At 45.9% G+C, this 16258-nt stretch carries 17 protein-coding genes and 1 tRNA gene; 14 read left to right on the top strand and 4 right to left on the bottom strand.

Annotated elements, in window-relative coordinates:
- Positions 1–3 precede the first annotated feature (3 nt).
- From recO to ABXT60_RS12160, 11 genes are all read left to right on the top strand, one after another.
- Positions 4–729, top strand: a complete 726-nt coding sequence (gene recO, locus ABXT60_RS12210; protein ID WP_443630380.1) for a DNA repair protein RecO — start codon at positions 4–6, stop codon at positions 727–729.
- A 56-nt stretch (positions 730–785) separates the two neighbouring features.
- On the top strand, positions 786–1544 hold the full coding sequence (gene pdxJ / locus ABXT60_RS12205) for a pyridoxine 5'-phosphate synthase (RefSeq protein WP_443632107.1): 759 nt from the start codon (positions 786–788) through the stop codon (positions 1542–1544).
- Positions 1545–1565: 21 nt separating this feature from the next.
- The gene (gene acpS / locus ABXT60_RS12200) at positions 1566–1940 is read left to right on the top strand and encodes a holo-ACP synthase (protein WP_443630379.1); all 375 of its coding nucleotides are present in this window, start codon (positions 1566–1568) and stop codon (positions 1938–1940) included.
- Positions 1941–1961: 21 nt separating this feature from the next.
- Positions 1962–2852, top strand: a complete 891-nt coding sequence (cysM, locus tag ABXT60_RS12195; protein WP_443630378.1) for a cysteine synthase CysM — start codon at positions 1962–1964, stop codon at positions 2850–2852.
- 2 nt (positions 2853–2854) lie between these two features.
- The gene (rlmD, locus tag ABXT60_RS12190) at positions 2855–4282 is read left to right on the top strand and encodes a 23S rRNA (uracil(1939)-C(5))-methyltransferase RlmD (protein WP_443630377.1); all 1428 of its coding nucleotides are present in this window, start codon (positions 2855–2857) and stop codon (positions 4280–4282) included.
- 73 nt (positions 4283–4355) lie between these two features.
- Positions 4356–6611 carry a GTP diphosphokinase gene (relA, locus tag ABXT60_RS12185; protein WP_443630376.1) on the top strand — a complete coding sequence of 752 codons (2256 nt, stop codon included), beginning with the start codon at positions 4356–4358 and terminating at the stop codon, positions 6609–6611.
- On the top strand, positions 6604–7431 hold the full coding sequence (gene mazG / locus ABXT60_RS12180) for a nucleoside triphosphate pyrophosphohydrolase (RefSeq protein ID WP_443630375.1): 828 nt from the start codon (positions 6604–6606) through the stop codon (positions 7429–7431). The genes relA and mazG overlap by 8 nt, the downstream gene beginning before the upstream one ends.
- Before the next feature lie 250 nt (positions 7432–7681).
- On the top strand, positions 7682–8338 hold the full coding sequence (gene adk / locus ABXT60_RS12175) for an adenylate kinase (RefSeq protein WP_443630374.1): 657 nt from the start codon (positions 7682–7684) through the stop codon (positions 8336–8338).
- Positions 8339–8346: 8 nt separating this feature from the next.
- Positions 8347–9048, top strand: coding sequence for a tRNA (adenosine(37)-N6)-threonylcarbamoyltransferase complex dimerization subunit type 1 TsaB (gene tsaB, locus ABXT60_RS12170; RefSeq protein ID WP_443630373.1), 702 nt, complete (start codon positions 8347–8349; stop codon positions 9046–9048).
- 26 nt (positions 9049–9074) lie between these two features.
- Positions 9075–9884: an undecaprenyl-diphosphate phosphatase gene (locus ABXT60_RS12165; RefSeq protein ID WP_443630372.1), complete on the top strand. Its 810-nt coding sequence runs from the start codon at positions 9075–9077 to the stop codon at positions 9882–9884.
- The gene (locus ABXT60_RS12160; protein WP_443630371.1) at positions 9854–10636 is read left to right on the top strand and encodes a class I SAM-dependent methyltransferase; all 783 of its coding nucleotides are present in this window, start codon (positions 9854–9856) and stop codon (positions 10634–10636) included. The genes ABXT60_RS12165 and ABXT60_RS12160 overlap by 31 nt, the downstream gene beginning before the upstream one ends.
- Positions 10637–10640: 4 nt before the next feature.
- Here ABXT60_RS12160 and ABXT60_RS12155 read toward each other — a convergent pair whose 3' ends face one another.
- Positions 10641–10859: a SlyX family protein gene (locus ABXT60_RS12155; protein ID WP_443630370.1), complete on the bottom strand. Its 219-nt coding sequence runs from the start codon at positions 10857–10859 to the stop codon at positions 10641–10643.
- A gap of 182 nt (positions 10860–11041) precedes the next feature.
- Here ABXT60_RS12155 and ABXT60_RS12150 point away from each other — a divergent pair, with 182 nt between their 5' ends.
- Both ABXT60_RS12150 and ABXT60_RS12145 read left to right on the top strand, forming a co-directional pair.
- Positions 11042–11482 (top strand): cold-shock protein, encoded by a 441-nt coding sequence (locus ABXT60_RS12150; RefSeq protein ID WP_443630369.1) that lies wholly within the window; start codon positions 11042–11044, stop codon positions 11480–11482.
- Between the two features lie 142 nt (positions 11483–11624).
- Positions 11625–12386 carry a maleate cis-trans isomerase family protein gene (locus ABXT60_RS12145; RefSeq protein ID WP_443630368.1) on the top strand — a complete coding sequence of 254 codons (762 nt, stop codon included), beginning with the start codon at positions 11625–11627 and terminating at the stop codon, positions 12384–12386.
- 202 nt (positions 12387–12588) lie between these two features.
- Here the strand turns inward: ABXT60_RS12145 and ABXT60_RS12140 are convergent, their stop codons facing one another.
- The 3 genes from ABXT60_RS12140 to ABXT60_RS12130 form a co-directional block, all read right to left on the bottom strand.
- Positions 12589–12807: a DUF2061 domain-containing protein gene (locus ABXT60_RS12140; protein WP_443630367.1), complete on the bottom strand. Its 219-nt coding sequence runs from the start codon at positions 12805–12807 to the stop codon at positions 12589–12591.
- 754 nt (positions 12808–13561) lie between these two features.
- Positions 13562–14260: a hypothetical protein gene (locus ABXT60_RS12135; protein ID WP_443630366.1), complete on the bottom strand. Its 699-nt coding sequence runs from the start codon at positions 14258–14260 to the stop codon at positions 13562–13564.
- Positions 14261–14879: 619 nt separating this feature from the next.
- Positions 14880–14964 (bottom strand) — tRNA-Leu (locus tag ABXT60_RS12130).
- Between the two features lie 236 nt (positions 14965–15200).
- On the opposite strand from ABXT60_RS12130, the gene queA reads away from it, so the two are divergent.
- On the top strand, positions 15201–16247 hold the full coding sequence (queA, locus tag ABXT60_RS12125; protein WP_443630365.1) for a tRNA preQ1(34) S-adenosylmethionine ribosyltransferase-isomerase QueA: 1047 nt from the start codon (positions 15201–15203) through the stop codon (positions 16245–16247).
- Positions 16248–16258: the final 11 nt, after the last annotated feature.

Below are 16258 nucleotides of genomic sequence, written 5' to 3'. Positions count from 1 at the left end.
AAGGTGAATGAGCAGCAGCCGGCCTACGTATTGCACAGCCGCCCATGGCGGGAGACCAGTGTGATTGCCGATTTGTTCACGCTAAATCAAGGCCGTGTGTCGGTCATTGTTCACGGGGCACGAAAAGCCCAGGGTAAGCAGCCAGCTAAACGCGCTTTAGTGCAGCCCTTTACGCCGCTTATGGTGAGTTTCACTGGGCGGGGTGAATTACGGACAAGTGTGCAATTTGAGGGTGCAGGTGCACCGTTAGCCATAGTGGGTAATAGCTTGTACAGTGGCCTTTATGTTAATGAACTATTGCTCAACTTGCTAGCTAGCGATGATCCCCACCCAAACTTATTTGCTTACTATCAAGCCTTGCTCAATGAGTTGATGGATAATCCTTTAATTGAGCAATGTTTGCGTCCGTTTGAAGTCCATCTAATGGACGAACTGGGGTATCATATGGTGTTAGATAAAGACTATATATCGGGCCAGCCGGTGGTAGCTGATGCAAGTTATCAGTTACATCCTCTGCAGGGAGTTTGTGTAACCCAAACCCCTCATGATGAGCCAGATGTCCCTCCTTCGATTAGCGGCAAGGTGCTGCTACAATTAGCTGCAGGTTATTACGCAGACAGACAATGCCTCAGAGTGGCTAAGTACATGGCACGAGCTAATTTAGACCAGTTGTTGGATGGCAAGCCAATTCACAGCCGTAACCTATTTCACACTATTGTTAAAAAGTAACTCATTATAGGTAGTGGAAATAAAGACTAGCGACAACTAGGAGAAAGTAAGACATGGTGGATCCAAATAGAATTTTATTAGGTGTTAATGTAGACCACGTTGCCACCTTGCGCCAAGCAAGGGGCACGCGTTATCCCGACCCAGTAAAAGCCGCGTTAGACGCAGAGCAAGCTGGTGCAGACGGTATTACAGTGCACTTGCGTGAAGATGCGCGCCACATTCAGGAACGTGATGTGCGTGTGATGGCGCAAGTGTTACAAACGCGGATGAATTTTGAGATTGCAGTCACTGACACAATGGTCGATCTAGCTGTGGAAATTGCCCCAGCTTATGTGTGTTTAGTGCCAGAAAAGCGCCAAGAACTCACCACGGAGGGAGGCCTAGATGTGGTTTCTCAAGAAGCCAAAATTAAATCGGCGTGTCAGCGTATGCAAGCCGTAGGCACCCAAATTTCTTTGTTTGTAGATGCAGACAAACAGCAGATAGATGCAAGCAAGCGCACAGGTGCGCAGCTTATAGAGTTACACACAGGGGCTTATGCAGACGCCACAACTTATGCCCAGCAGCATGCCGAACTTGTGCGTATAGCCGAATGTGCAGCGTATGCTGCCAGTATTGGACTTGTTGTTAACGCAGGCCATGGCCTTAACTTACAAAACGTAGAAGCCATCGCTGCTATCCCTGAAATCAATGAACTTAATATAGGCCATTCTTTGATAGCAGATGCGTTATTTGTGGGCCTGCCTCAGGCGATAAAGAATATGAAAGCATTAATGTTAGCGGCCCGTGAACCCCACCGCCCTAGCCGCGTTTAGCTAGGAAGAGCGAAACTGCACATGGTTAAGGGTATTGGCACCGACATAGTAGCAACTGCTCGTATTGAAGCGGCGTTAAAGCGCACGGGGCGGAAATTTGCACAACGAATACTTACTGAGTTTGAACTGACTCAGTTTGATGTCGCCAGCCAACCTGCTGCTTTTTTAGCCAAACGGTTTGCCGCCAAAGAAGCTGCTGCCAAAGCCTTAGGAACGGGCATTGGGCGCGGTATTTCCTGGCAACACATGCATATAGAACATGATGAAATGGGTGCGCCTCTGCTTATTTTTAGTGGTGCAGCTGCGCAACGACAAGCTGATTTGGGTAGCCAAATAGCTCATATTAGTATTGCTGATGAATTAGACCAAGCCTTAGCCTTTGTAGTGCTAAGCTAGGGATGTTAACTCGAGGTTAGTATGCACACGTTCCCCACAATAGAAGACTATGTAGGCAAGACCCCGTTGGTTCGCCTGCAACGTTTGCCGGGCAATACCAGTAATATTATTCTCGCTAAGCTAGAGGGTAACAATCCTGCTGGCTCAGTAAAAGATCGCCCTGCCTTGAGTATGATCGCTGAAGCAGAAAAGCGGGGTGATATCCAGCCAGGTGATGTGCTTATCGAAGCGACTAGTGGCAACACAGGGATTGCTTTAGCCATGGTAGCCGCCATCAAAGGCTACAAGCTAAAGTTAATCATGCCCGATAACATGAGTTCAGAACGTAAGGCCTCTATGGCTGCTTATGGTGCCGAGCTGATTACAGTGACAGCAGCCCAAGGCATGGAGAGTGCTCGGGATTTAGCGTCAGCTATGCAGGCTAGGGGTGAAGGTAAGGTGCTGGATCAATTTGCCAATAGTGATAACCCGTTGGCCCATTATCGTACAACAGGCCCTGAGATTTGGCAGCAAACCCAAGGAAAAATTACTCATATGGTAAGTTCCATGGGAACTACCGGTACTATTATGGGATTGTCGGCCTATTTAAAGGAACAAAACCCAGAGGTGCAAATCCATGGGTTACAGCCAACGCCAGATTCCTCCATCCCTGGTATCCGCCGCTGGCCAGAAGCTTATTTGCCAAGTATTTTTGATGCAGCAAAAGTAGACGCCATTATTGACATGGACCAGGCCGAAGCAGAAACAACAATGAAAGCCTTAGCTACTGAGGAAGGTATTTTTGCTGGAGTCTCTTCTGGCGGTTCTGTAGCTGGTGCCTTGCGTTTGTCTAAGCAGGTGGAAAACGCCATTATTGTCTGTATTATTTGTGATCGTGGTGATCGCTACTTATCCACTGGAGTATTTGTTTAATTATGGCCCGTTTATCGCCCTTACAGCGCAAACTCAAACTTAAAAACCCTTCGGCTTCAGCTAAACAAAAGCGCTCTCAAGCCCACGTAGATGTCGAAGTTGTTACCTTGCCCGTTGGCAAGCATATCAACCTAGATCTTGATAGCCTAAGTCATAATGGCCGTGGCGTGGGTAGGTGGCAAGGCAAGACAATTTTCGTTGAAGGCGGGTTACAGGGTGAAACTGTTAAAGCAGAAGTGCTTAGTGACCACAAAACCCACGCTGAAGCCCGGTTGCTGGAGATCCAACAAGTCAGCGAATATCGCGTTGAACCTTTCTGCCCGGTGTATGAGACCTGCGGTGGTTGCCAGTTGCAGCACCTAGAATCAGCGGCTCAGGTTAGTTTCAAGCAACTAGCCATTGGTGAGCAACTGCGTCGTTTGGCAGATATTGAACCTCAACAATGGGTGCCCCCTATCATTGGTGAGAACTTGGGCTACCGCCGCCGAGCGCAACTGGCAACCCGTTATTTTGCTGACAGCAAAACCTTATTACTGGGCTTTCGCCAAAGTGGCCATAAACACATTGTACCTATTAGCCAATGCCCGGTGTTGGAACCCGCTTTGTCTAACTTGTTGGGGCCCCTGCATGACATATTAGTAGCAATGGAACACACTCAATGGGTAACCCATGTGGAGTTACTGCAAGTTAATTCGGGGGTCTGCATTAGTTTAAAAATGTCCGCCACCCCAACTCCAGAAGATCATCAGCTGTTAGCCAGTTTTGGTGCCCAATATGCGCTTAGTATTGTGTGTCAACAAACTGATCATGATGATCTGTGGTTAAGCGGCAGTGCCCAAGAGCTTAGTTATAGCGTGTCAGTGACAGGAATAGACAAACCTATAGAGCTAGATTTTTCAGTGCAAGATTTTGTTCAGGTAAACGCTAAGGTTAACCAAGGCATGGTTGCTCAAGCTCTAGAATGGCTCCAACCTCAGGCTGGAGATCAAGTATTAGATTTGTTCAGTGGTGTAGGTAACTTTGCCCTACCGATTGCGAGCATGGCTGATCAACATGTTACAGTATTGGCCCTGGAAGGTGACTACGCCATGGTAAAGCAAGGCCGTAAAAACGCCCGGCGAAATGGTTTGGCTCTAGTCGATTTTGAACATGCAGATTTGTTTGATGCAAGTGCCCGCAAGCTTTGGCAAAGAAAGTCCTTTAATAAGGCACTTTTAGATCCTCCCCGTGCAGGAGCTAAAGGTATTGCCCAATTACTTAAAGGTCAGTCATTGGAGCGAGTGGTTTATGTGTCTTGCAACCCTGCGTCTATGGCGCGAGATTTAAAAGAATTTCAGACCCTGGGTCTCACCGTTGCTAAAGTAGGTTGCATTGATATGTTTCCCCATACACCCCACTTAGAAGTGATGGCTTTGCTTGTTCCCAAATAACCCCCAGGCAAGCAAAAATACATTAGGATAACCGGCATGCCATGTTGGCGTGCCATTTAAACGAGATTTAACCATGGTACAGGTACGCGCTTTACACCCCACCCATGCGGATGGCAATGTTGATATCCAGGCCTGGATGGCGGGATTGCAAAATGAAGTAGAGTTGCCAGATACCAGCCGCCTACAAAAGGCCTGTGAACTGGCACAAGAAGTACGAGATCACGCCAGTAAAAGTGAAGATGTTTGGGCCACAGCAGAAGTAGACTGTTTCCGGACGGGCCTCGAAATGGCTGAAATCCTCACTACTTTAAAAGTTAATGAAGAAACCTTGGTGGCAGCCGTATTGTACCGTGCTGTGCGTGAGGACAAACTAACTCTTAAGTATGTGAAGGAAACGTTTGGTCCCATCGTTGCTCAGCTGATTGACGGCGTGCTACAAATGGCCGTGATAAGCAACTTGCAAAGCCCAACTCGAGATAGTATTTTGGGCCAATCAGATGGTCAGTTAACCAATGTTCGAAAGATGCTGGTTTCCCTGGTAGATGATGTGCGAGTTGCGCTCATTAAATTGGCGGAGCGTACCTGCGCTATTCGAGCAGTAAAAAATGTTGACCGTAAAAAGCGTTATTTAGTCTCCCGTGAGGTTTTTGATGTTTATGCACCCTTGGCACACCGCCTAGGTATTGGTGCTGTTAAGTGGGAACTAGAAGACCTCTCCTTTCGTTACCTTCAGCCCAACGCTTACAAAGAAATTGCGTCTTTTTTGGATGAGCGACGGATTGATAGGCAAGACTATATTGAGCGTGTGTTAGCTGACCTAACAGAGCAGCTCATGGGTGCAGGTATCCAGCCTGATGTTATGGGCAGAGCTAAGCATATTTATAGTATTTGGCGCAAAATGCAGCGCAAGAACATTGAGTTCTCTCAAGTATACGATGTGCGTGCCGTGCGTATCCTGGTACCAGAATTGACAGATTGTTATACCGCCCTGGGCATTGTTCATGGCTTGTGGCGCAATATCCCCCAAGAATTCGATGATTATATTGCTACGCCTAAAGAAAATGGCTATCGCTCCTTGCATACGGCCGTCATTGGCCCGGAGGGAAAGGTGGTGGAAATTCAGATTCGCACCTTTGCTATGCACGACGAAGCCGAACTTGGTGTGTGCGCCCATTGGCTTTATAAAGGCACTGATGTTAACAGCGCGGGGAACTCATATGATGACAAACTCGCATGGTTGCGTCAGGTGTTGGAGTGGCACGATGAAGTGGGCGATGGCGCCGAGTTTGTTAACCAAGTTAAAGGTGATGTTGCACAGGATCGCATTTATGTATTCACCCCTGACGGGCACGTAGTAGACCTACCTTACGGCGCCACTCCCATCGATTTTGCTTACCGGGTGCATACAGAGGTAGGTAATACCTGTCGTGGGGCAAAAATACATGGCCGTATAGTCCCTCTTACTTATGGCCTTCAAACTGGAGATCAAGTCTCTATAATGACGTCCAAAGGCGGTGCGCCAAGTCGAGATTGGATGAATCCAAACTTAGGCTATGTTAATGCTGGGCGCACACGGGCGAAAATAGGTCATTATTTTAAGCAGTTAGATAAAGACAAAAACGCAACAGCTGGGCGTCAATTGGTTGAGCGTGAACTGCGGCGTATGGCTATTTCAGGGGTGGATTACAATCACATAGCCACTGCCATAAACTTTAAACATGTGGATGACATGTATGCTGCGTTAGGTGCTGGCGACCTTCGGTTAACACAGGTTATTAACGCTGCACAGCTGCAAGTAGAGCCAAACCCTAAGTCTAAAAAGCAGCTAGACCTAAGCTTGTTAAATGGCAAAACTAAGGCCACCTCTGCAACTGGTAATGATGTTCAAATTGCTGGAGTAGGAAACCTGCTTACCACTATGGCCAACTGTTGTAAGCCTGTGCCTGGTGATCCTATTACCGGCTTCATCACCCTCACGCGCGGTGTTTCGGTGCATCAACAAGACTGCGCTAATATCATGAATATGGCAGAACGTGATCGACAGCGTATTATCGAAGTCAATTGGTCTGGTACTAGTGAGCACACTTACCCCGTAGATATCTTTATTGAAGCGGTGGATCGATCTGGGTTGTTAAGTGAAGTGATTATGGTTTTGGGTAATGAAAGCGTTAACTTGGGAAGTATCAGCACCAATGTCGATAAAAAGACGCATTCTGCTACTATTTCTATGACAATCGATATTCCTCGACTAGATCTACTTGGTCGGATCTTAGATAAAATAAGCCAGCTTCCTAATGTGTTAGATGTAAGGCGACAAAAAAATGGTTAAACATATAGGCAGTACCAGTGATGCCATGCAAAACTTGTTAGATATTATGGCTCAATTGCGCGACCCCGATGGCGGCTGTCCGTGGGACCTAAAGCAAGACTTTCGTAGCATTTTGCCTCATACGTTAGAAGAAGCCTATGAAGTAGCAGACGCAATAGAATCTGATGATCGGATTCAGTTGCGAGATGAGCTGGGAGATTTGTTATTTCAGATCGTATTTTACTGTCAGCTAGCCCGTGAAGAGGGTAGTTTTGAATTTGCAGATGTTGCTCAAACTATCGCGGATAAACTCATTCGCCGCCATCCCCATGTTTTTGGCCCTCAAGCCAATGATGCGCAGCAAGGCTCTTTGGCAATGGATGCAGAGCAAGTACTGGAACGATGGGAGAGCATTAAGCAAGACGAACGTGATGCAAAGCAGCAGTACTCTGTACTGGATGATGTGCCTACTGCATTACCAGCTATGCAACGTAGTGCAAAGTTGCAGAAGCGCGCGGCTAATGTAGGGTTTGATTGGCCTGATATAACCCCAGTGCTTGCGAGCATGACAGAAGAGCTAGAAGAAGTTCAGCAGGCTTTTGCCAGTGGTGATAAAGACCACACCCTAGAAGAACTTGGTGATTTAATGTTTGCCTGTGTGAATATGGCAAGGCATCTAAAACAAGACCCAGAACAAGTTATGCGCGCGGCTAACGCTAAGTTTGAGAGACGTTTTCGTTTCTTGGAAGCAAAGTTATTAGATGCCGGAGAGCAATTAGAAAACGTCAGCTTAGAGCGCATGGACGCAGGCTGGGATGAAGCTAAGGCTCACGGTTTATAGTATGTCGATAGGCCTCTTATAACGGCTATAAGCCACTTTCACTTTAGGGCCGTGGCACTGGAGCAGAGTTTTAGTTAAACTACGCGGCCAAGTTAAATGTGTATTCCAGCAAAGGGTTTCTTAGCAAGCAGGCAAGGCTGCAATTGTGTCTGTGTTTGTGTGTTTGCTAAGGCACCTTATTTTAGTCGAACGTGGGTTGACTGAGCTGTGAAATAATGGCCACCGTATTTAAATTTTTTGGAGTTAAATCATGAAGTTAATCCTTTTAGGTGCGCCAGGCGCAGGTAAAGGTACGCAAGCACAATACCTCACAGAAAAGTATGGTATCCCACAAATTTCCACAGGTGATATGCTTCGTGCAGCCGTTAAAGCGGGTACAGAATTAGGCAAAAGTGCTAAAAAAATAATGGACGAAGGTGGCTTGGTCTCTGACGAGTTAATTATCAACTTAGTTAAGGAGCGGATTACTGAGGACGATTGTAAAGGGGGGTTTTTGTTTGATGGTTTTCCTCGCACCATTCCTCAAGCTCAAGCTTTAAAAGACGCTAGTGTCTCAATTGATGCAGTGATTGAAATTGACGTTGCTGATGAGGAAATTATTAAACGAATGAGTGGTCGACGTATGCACCCTGGATCTGGCCGCACATACCACCTAATGTTTAATGCGCCCAAGCTATCGGGTAAAGACGACATAACGGGTGAAGACCTAGTGCAGCGTGCTGATGACCAAGAAGATACTGTGCGCCAACGCTTAAATATATACCATAGCCAAACTGCACCATTAATAGATTTCTACAACAGCCTAGTTGAGTCTGAAGGCCCTGCAGCCCCTGCCTATCACTACATTGCTGGAGTTGGTAGTGTGAATGATATTAAAGAGGCTGTTTTTACAGCGCTTGGCAAGTAACCTTACCGATGACTCGAATATTGGCTCTAGACACTTCTGGCACATCTTGTAGCGTCGCACTATGGAGCGATACAGGCCTTTTGATAGGTAAAGAGGAGCTTACAGAGCGGCAGCATACTCAGCGGTTGTTGCCTATGGTGGAAGAATTATTGTTAGAGGCTGATGTGAAAATGTCTAGTCTTGATGCAATTGCCTACGGCCGTGGCCCAGGGTCGTTTACGGGTATCCGCATTGCCGCAGGGGTGGCCCAAGGTTTGGCCTTTGGTATCGACTGCAAAGTGATCCCCATATCTACCTTAGCAGCCCTTGCTTTGCGCTGTCATCAGCGTTCCAATGTGGATAACGTAGCCTATGCTTGTAGTTTAGATGCACGCATGGCAGAGGTATATTGGGGTGAATACATTATTGACGAAACCCACCCCGAAATCGCTCTACCCCAGGTTGCCGAAAGAGTGTGCTTGCCCGGGCAAGTTAAGGTGATGAATTCAGTTTATGCTGCCTGTGGCAGTGGCATGGCAGTGGACAATATGCCTGAAGCAATTCTAACCTCTGCTCGATCGGTCTGCTCAGAGCTAGAGCCAAGAGCATTAGAGATGGCCCGCTTAGCAGCGGTAGATTTTGCTCTAGGGCGCCAGTGTGCGCCTGAGGATGCATTGCCAGTATACTTACGTGATGAAGTGACATGGCAAAAATTGCCGCGCTATCAATAGCCTGCGTTGCTGACTGAGGATTACCTATGGATTGGCTTCAAGCAATTATTATTGCATTAATTCAGGGTGTGACTGAATTTTTACCGATTTCCAGTTCTGCTCATTTATTGTTTCCAAGTTTATTATTAGGTTGGCCTGATCAGGGCTTAACGTTCGATGTGGCCGTTCATTTAGGGAGCTTATTAGCAGTGGTCATTTACCTGCGCAGCGATTTGAACGCTATGGTTTTAGGCTTGTGGCAGTGGCATCAGGAAAAACGGTTGAATCAGCAGGCTACCCTAGCATTAATGCTGATCGTGGCAACCCTACCTGCAGTATTTTTTGGACTGGTGCTTAAGGGCTGGATACAAGTGAATGCCCGAGAAATTTGGGTAGTGGCGGTAACGACTCTAGTGTTTGGTTTGCTACTGGGTTGGGCAGACTGGCGCAGCCGCAGGCAGTATCAAATGGCCACTATGAGTTGGCGCCACACCCTGTGCATTGGCTTAGCCCAAGCTTTAGCATTGTTGCCAGGTACATCTCGCTCAGGCATCACAATGACGGCGGCACTGATGCTCGGTTACACTCGCGAAGCTGCTGCACGGTTTTCATTTCTGATGTCTATTCCGGTCATCATAGCGGCATCTAGCTTAATGGCCCTTGAATTGGCAACCACCAAAGTTGCCATTGTTTGGGCCCCTATGCTGATTGCCTTTGTAGTATCCTTTGCGAGTGCTTGGTTGTGTATTGTATTGTTTATGCAAGTCATCAGTCGTATGGGCATGTGGCCATTTGTTGTCTATCGCATTGTCCTAGGAGCAGGCTTATGTTGGCTAATACTACCGATACTCAATTAGCTGTTGCAGCAGCTGGATTTCAGTTTTTAGAGGCTGCATTGGCCATAGAAGTGGGTGTGCCCGTAATCAAAAAAACCAACAAAACTTACGACTTTTTATTGCGGTTTACGTCTCAAGGCTTAGGTTTAGAGCCCGCAGATGGTCGTAGTGGCGCAGTGTGGGTTAATTTTGCAGCAGGTAAAGCGCGTCACCGAAGAGTATTTGGTGGCGGCAAAGGGCAGCAGCTCGCCAAGGCTGTGGGCATTCAGAGTGGAGTGCGCCCCAGCATACTGGATTTAACAGCAGGTTTAGGTGGCGATGCCTTCGTACTAGCCAGCCTAGGCTGCCCAGTGTCTATGGTTGAGCGCCATCCTGCAGTGCGGGCGTTGCTGGCCGATGGTTTAGCTAGGGGTGCGTTGGATATTGACGTGGGAGACATTGTTGCAAGCATGGGCCTAAAAAAGGGAGATGCCTTGTCTGTGATGGCCACCTGGCAGAGTGAAGCACCCCAGGTCATCTATTTAGACCCTATGTTCCCTCACACGGGCAAGTCGGCTCAAGTAAAAAAAGAAATGGCGCTGTTCCGACACTTAGTAGGCAGTGATGAAGACGCCGATGGCCTATTGGCCCCAGCGCTGGCTTTGGCCACTCATAGAGTCGTGGTTAAAAGGCCTCGAATTGCTCCAGACCTTGCCCAGCACAAACCTATGTACCGGCTTGAGGGTAAGTCTAGCCGTTTCGACGTTTACGTTAATAAAAGCTTTTCTACCTAGTAACTTAATAATGTGGTGGTGGTTCATTTGCATCAGCGCCACCTTGCCCTGCATCTGCTGCTTGCTGCAAATTTGCCATTTGTTGCGCTAATAACTCCAAAGCGCGATCTATCCTGGTAAGGTCTTTTTGCTGCTTGCTGACTACTTCATTGAGAGTGTCTATTGTCTGCTCTTGAAAAGCGATTTGTTGCTGTAATTCGACGATTTCGGAGGCATTATTCATGATATTCTCAAGAAGTTGCAAAAAAATAGGGTTTTATAAATCAAGTGTTTGATTGGGCGCAGGTTTTTCTATAACCTTGGCAGATTGTACCGACTTTATGCTGGCTAGGATACGCACATGGGCAAAGGTAGGGGTGCAATATTTTTTACCTAAAACAATAAAATTTGAGATATCGAGTTATTATGAGACGCACACTATTTACTTACAGCTTCATCATTAGTTTAATTGCCGCTTTGGCATTCCCCTTTATTCTAGACGAAATCCTTCACGGTTCAAGTATCGTTGATACACAGTTTGAGCTGGTGGCTGGTGTGGCTTTTGCCATGTTCTGGGTTGCTACGTTAGCTACAGGTGTTAAGTTCATCGCAACAGTTGTAGAAGACGACGCCCAATGGGACGAAATGGATGACGACCCAAATCGCGAATCTGGCACTGTGAAATGGTTTAACGTTACCAAAGGGTTTGGTTTTGTCACACGTGACCAAGGTGATGACGTATTTGTTCATTTTCGTTCTATCCGTGGCAAAGGCCATCGGTCGTTACTAGAAGGGCAGCGAGTGCGCTTTAGTGTGACTGAAAGTGATAAAGGCATTCAAGCTGAAGATGTCTCCATCGTAGGTTAGTTGTAAATGGCTTGGCGATTTTCGCCAAGCCAAGCCTAATCTAGGCTCTAAGTGCAAAGTGTAGAGTCATAGGAAGAGATCGAAAGAACCACATTGCCTGCCAATAGAACGAGTGTGGGCGAGTTTAATAGGGGCTTTTTCGATGGACAATGCACAGAAACTGCCTTACTCAACAGGCTCAGGATTAGGCCAATCTGCAAAAATTGGCCTAATTGTGTTACAAACAGACCAGACCATAGAAGATGAGTTTCGGCAGATGTTAGCCATCGATGGTGTCGCCTGCTATCACTCCCGTATTGCAAATGCCATGCAGGTCACCCCCCAAACCTTAGCAAAGATGCAAGCAGATCTGCCCATTGCAGCCAGCCTATTACCTAAAGCTTTTATATTTGATGCTATTGGCTATGGCTGTACGTCAGGCGCCACTATTATTGGCGAAGACCGGGTGGCACAAATGATTTTGGCACAGCATCCTAGTGCAAAAGTAAGTAATCCTCTGAGTGCATGCAGGGCTGCGTGCGCGGCTTTAAAACTGAACCGCATCGCCTTGCTAACCCCTTATACGCCTCAAGTCACTCAAGCCTTAAGTGATGTGCTTAGTAATGGTGGTATAGAGATCTCTCATACAGGTTATTTTGATATAGAAGATGACTTTGACGTAGGCAGAGTAGATTCAGCCAGCTTATTTAATGCCATTATCAAGCTTGGGTCTCATGAAAGCTGTGAGGGTGTATTTGTTTCATGTACCAGTTTAAGGGTGGCACACCTCATCCTTAAGGCAGAGCAACGCCTTGGGAAGCCGGTTATTTCTAGTAACCAAGCCCTGGCATGGCATTTGCTTCGGCTATCTGGAGTAACCAAAGAGCTACCTCACTTTGGTTGCCTGTTCACCCAAAGCTTTTAATATTCTAAGCATGGCCTTATGCCTGCTGCATAGACATCCTAAGATGCCCATACTATGACGCTAGCTTCGATTATGCAGATAAAGATGGCTTGTACTTTACAACAGCAAGAAACAATCCCACCCCCGGCCTAGTTAATCGCAGCACCACAGCCTTACTTGAGTTCACCTTGAGTCGGGCTACTATCTTGCTCTTAAATTGAGTTTATTTTAATTTTATATTTGTCCACAAACGCTCATGGTAATAATAGATTGCAAATTTCACAAAAAACTCAATAGAGCCTATTGTAACGGCCGACCCTATATTTCCGGTAATAAAATATGCTATGACTGTGGTAGTGCAAGTAGCCGTAATTCTCCAGCTAGTTGCTTTTAATAAGCTACGTCTTTTACTTTCCAATGTGTAACACCTAATTAGTTGCATCCTTGGTTCATCGCTAACAATATGGATTTAGCATTAGCTTTACTTTGGATCTGAGTTTTCTTTTATTTCAAATTTCGACTATGGAATGTGTCTGAAGCAGCTACAGTTAAAGCTGGCTGTAATCCGGCTCCCATCCTATGTAGATTTATTTAAGATGCAAGAATATTTTTCAAGGAATTGGTGCTTTAGATACAAAAAAACCCATGTACCAGCGGTATCATGAGGGCTAGAGCGTGCGATGGTACCAGTGCCCAGACTCGAACTATCTTCTACATGCCTCTTCGTTGCTAGGTTCTTACGTTAGTGCTGGCGTAGTTTTCAATGAAAGGTTCAATGGAACAGGCTATATATGACACCCAAGACATCCAAGCTGCCTAAGTATGTGACAGCGCGTAAAGGGTCGCTTCACTACCAACGACAGTATCCAACCAAGCTCAGACATCTATGTATGACTACAGCATTCACTCGTCCGTTAGGCCTATCCATTAAACAAGCTACTGATGATAAGATACTGAAAGCCGCTTGTAATCTTGGTGGCGTGGTTTATTAGGGTGAGGGCTGGCACTTATATAAGTGATTCTGGAGCTTAAAGAGGCTAGGGGTGTGTATGCAAATAATTGATTTATGTATAGTATTTATTAGAATCAAGTCTGCATAGTTAATCGCTATGTGGTCTTTTTTTACTTTTGAATTTCACTTTTTTAAATATGCTGGGGGCTACCTACAGCTTCTTGGCACACTTGAGATAAACATCTTAGAATCGATAACTGATACCTAATTTAACTACTGGATAAAAGAGCTTTCTGTCAAGGTCACTATTTACCTTACTCATCTCAGCCGCTACATCCGATTGTAATGCCGAACATTGGGAACTGCTCAATCCACTGCCACATTCCACAGCTAGATCTACACTACCTGTTCCAACATCAATTAAGCCGGCTTCAAAAGAAAAAGCGACCCCAGATGAAACCTTGTTCCGGTTTGACCAACCAAGGCCTAGATAAGGTGCCGTTGAATGACTGAAGCCAGCCTTACCCATAAATGCAGCCACATTAGCGTAAGCATAAGATGTTCCATTAAAGTTAAAAACCGAAGTTGACGTATTACCCGTTAGTTCAAAGTTAATATTTTGACTTATTAAACCTCCAGTCAGGTAAAACGCACCTGAGAAGGGGTGAATGTCAACGAACAACGATTTTGTATCTGGATTAAATGTTATGTCATAACGGTTGTTCTCTAATGTTAATTTTCTATCAACCTTTCCATTAATATTTATTTCACCACGCACTGAAACATAATTATTTAGGGGTGTAGATATTTCTAGATTTGTACCAGTTAGGCCTATCGTGACGCCTACGTTAGCTTGTTGCGTATTTTTAGTCTCATCTGAAAAGGCTGAGTTTGTAAATAGCACTGATGCTGCAAGTGCAAGGGGTTTTAGTGAGCGTTTCATGTCAGACATTCCTTGTTTTGTGTAAGACGCTATTTACGTACTTAATGGTATTTTAATCTAGTCAAATTTATATAGCAACTGGCTATAACTAATGGATGAGTCTTGAAAAAGTAAAAAAAGAAAGCTAATCCAAGACCCCCTCAGAGAGCCTCTCAGGAGGGCTCAGAGGGGGCTATGTGATTTGGTTACAGTCATGTAGTTACTAAGCTTAGAGAAGTTACTTTCTATAGTGAGTCGCTAAGAATATACCTAAAAAGATACTACTTAGTAATATAAGTAGATTACCCCCTAAGAGTCGCTTAAGCAGGGATAGATAATTAAAGTATCCCTCTGAAGGGACTCTTAGGCCGGCTTCGCGTATAACTAAGAGGAATAAGGAATTACCTCCAGACTTAACCCTCCCTCCAATTTCAGACATCCAAAACACCCTCTGATGTGTCTTTGAGTCTGAATACAATTAACAATATTAGCCATAGGGGGGCTCCCCCATGCCTTAGCTAGGTGCTTTTTATTGGGTGTGGATCAGCAAAATCTATGACAGGAATCATGGCAGGAATGAGTGCTTCAGATACAAAAAACCCCCAGAAACCAAGCGATTAATGAGGGCTGCAATGTGCGCTGGTACCAGTGCCCGGACTCGAACCGGGACGCCGCGAAGCAACGGATTTTGAATCCGTCGTGTATACCAATTTCACCACACTGGCACATTGAGGAGCGAAGTATACAGTGTTCTTTTTTAGCGTCAACGATTGGATGGTGATTTATCTGTTTTATGGCCAATTAACTAGGCATTAGATAACCAAAGACGGCTGGCGAGTAAAATTTTAATGTCTAAAATAAGCGCCAAATACGCCTGTGCTGCCGCTATCAATTTTGTTATTATAGAAACCCCAGTTACCTAGGCCTTGGGATTATCATCAAGAGCCCCAATCAAGATCTAATGCAAGTTTCTGATTTTAGTTTTCATCTCCCTAACGAGCTTATTGCTCGCTACCCAGCACCGGAACGCACAGCTAGCCGATTAATGCAGCTTAATGGTGAGTCTGGCGTAGTATCTCACGGTGGTTTTACCGATTTGCTTGAGTTTCTGCAGCTGGGTGATTTGCTGGTATTAAACAATACTAAAGTTATTCCTGCACGCTTGTTTGGTGTGAAAGAATCGGGTGGACGTGTTGAGGTTTTGGTTGAGCGACTTTTGGGAGAGCGTAGTTTTTTAGCTCATGTGCGCTCAAGTAAGTCGCCTAAAGAAGGTGCGAGATTATTATTGGAAGGTGAAGTATGGGCCACTATGGTTATGCGTCACGGCACCTTATTTGAGCTCATTTTAGATGAAGGCGAAGTTGCTTTAAATGTATTGCAACGCTTGGGCCATATGCCTTTGCCCCCCTACATAGATCGTCCAGATGACACTGCAGACCGTGAACGTTACCAAACCGTATTTGGCGAGCACCATGGGGCTGTTGCGGCACCCACTGCAGGGCTGCATTTTGACCAGCCCCTTTTGGATTCTATAGCAGCTAAGGGGGTAAATGTAGCTTATGTGACCTTGCACGTGGGCGCAGGAACTTTTCAGCCAGTCAAAGTTGAACGTATTGAAGACCATCATATGCATGGTGAGTTAGTGGAAGTGAATTTAACAGTGTGTGATGCTGTTAAACGTGCCCGGGCCAATGGCGGCCGAGTAGTTGCTGTGGGTACAACGTGTGTAAGGGCTCTAGAGAGTGCCAGTGCTAATGGCGAAATTGCTCCTTTTAAGGATGAAACACGGATCTTTATTTATCCCGGGTATCGTTTTAAAAGTGTTGACGCTCTAGTGACTAACTTCCATTTATCTGAATCAACTTTGCTAATGCTGGTGAGTGCTTTTGCAGGCCGAGATTATGTATTGAACGCTTATGCAAAAGCTATTGAGCAAGGGTATCGTTTTTTTAGTTATGGTGATGCTATGTTAGTGACCCCAAAATCTTCTGCCTTGGAGCGGACATGAGTCGTCGTTGT

This window comes from Candidatus Njordibacter sp. Uisw_056 (genome assembly GCF_047730085.1).
Classification (GTDB): Bacteria; Pseudomonadota; Gammaproteobacteria; order Pseudomonadales; family Balneatricaceae; genus Njordibacter.
The sequence above is the reverse complement of the archived record's forward strand: the minus strand, read 5'-3'. Positions and strand labels throughout refer to the sequence as shown.

Bases quoted from the DNA above. Each gene is read 5' to 3' on its own strand.
- acpS (WP_443630379.1), top strand. From the start codon at position 1,566: ATGGTTAAGGGTATTGGCACCGACATAGTAGCAACTGCTCGTATTGAA.
- cysM (WP_443630378.1), top strand. From the start codon at position 1,962: ATGCACACGTTCCCCACAATAGAAGACTATGTAGGCAAGACCCCGTTG.
- rlmD (WP_443630377.1), top strand. From the start codon at position 2,855: ATGGCCCGTTTATCGCCCTTACAGCGCAAACTCAAACTTAAAAACCCT.
- relA (WP_443630376.1), top strand. From the start codon at position 4,356: ATGGTACAGGTACGCGCTTTACACCCCACCCATGCGGATGGCAATGTT.
- mazG (WP_443630375.1), top strand. From the start codon at position 6,604: ATGGTTAAACATATAGGCAGTACCAGTGATGCCATGCAAAACTTGTTA.
- adk (WP_443630374.1), top strand. From the start codon at position 7,682: ATGAAGTTAATCCTTTTAGGTGCGCCAGGCGCAGGTAAAGGTACGCAA.
- tsaB (WP_443630373.1), top strand. From the start codon at position 8,347: ATGACTCGAATATTGGCTCTAGACACTTCTGGCACATCTTGTAGCGTC.
- ABXT60_RS12165 (WP_443630372.1), top strand. From the start codon at position 9,075: ATGGATTGGCTTCAAGCAATTATTATTGCATTAATTCAGGGTGTGACT.
- ABXT60_RS12160 (WP_443630371.1), top strand. From the start codon at position 9,854: ATGTTGGCTAATACTACCGATACTCAATTAGCTGTTGCAGCAGCTGGA.
- ABXT60_RS12155 (WP_443630370.1), bottom strand. From the start codon at position 10,859: ATGAATAATGCCTCCGAAATCGTCGAATTACAGCAACAAATCGCTTTT.
- ABXT60_RS12150 (WP_443630369.1), top strand. From the start codon at position 11,042: ATGAGACGCACACTATTTACTTACAGCTTCATCATTAGTTTAATTGCC.
- ABXT60_RS12145 (WP_443630368.1), top strand. From the start codon at position 11,625: ATGGACAATGCACAGAAACTGCCTTACTCAACAGGCTCAGGATTAGGC.
- ABXT60_RS12140 (WP_443630367.1), bottom strand. From the start codon at position 12,807: ATGCAACTAATTAGGTGTTACACATTGGAAAGTAAAAGACGTAGCTTA.
- ABXT60_RS12135 (WP_443630366.1), bottom strand. From the start codon at position 14,260: ATGAAACGCTCACTAAAACCCCTTGCACTTGCAGCATCAGTGCTATTT.
- queA (WP_443630365.1), top strand. From the start codon at position 15,201: ATGCAAGTTTCTGATTTTAGTTTTCATCTCCCTAACGAGCTTATTGCT.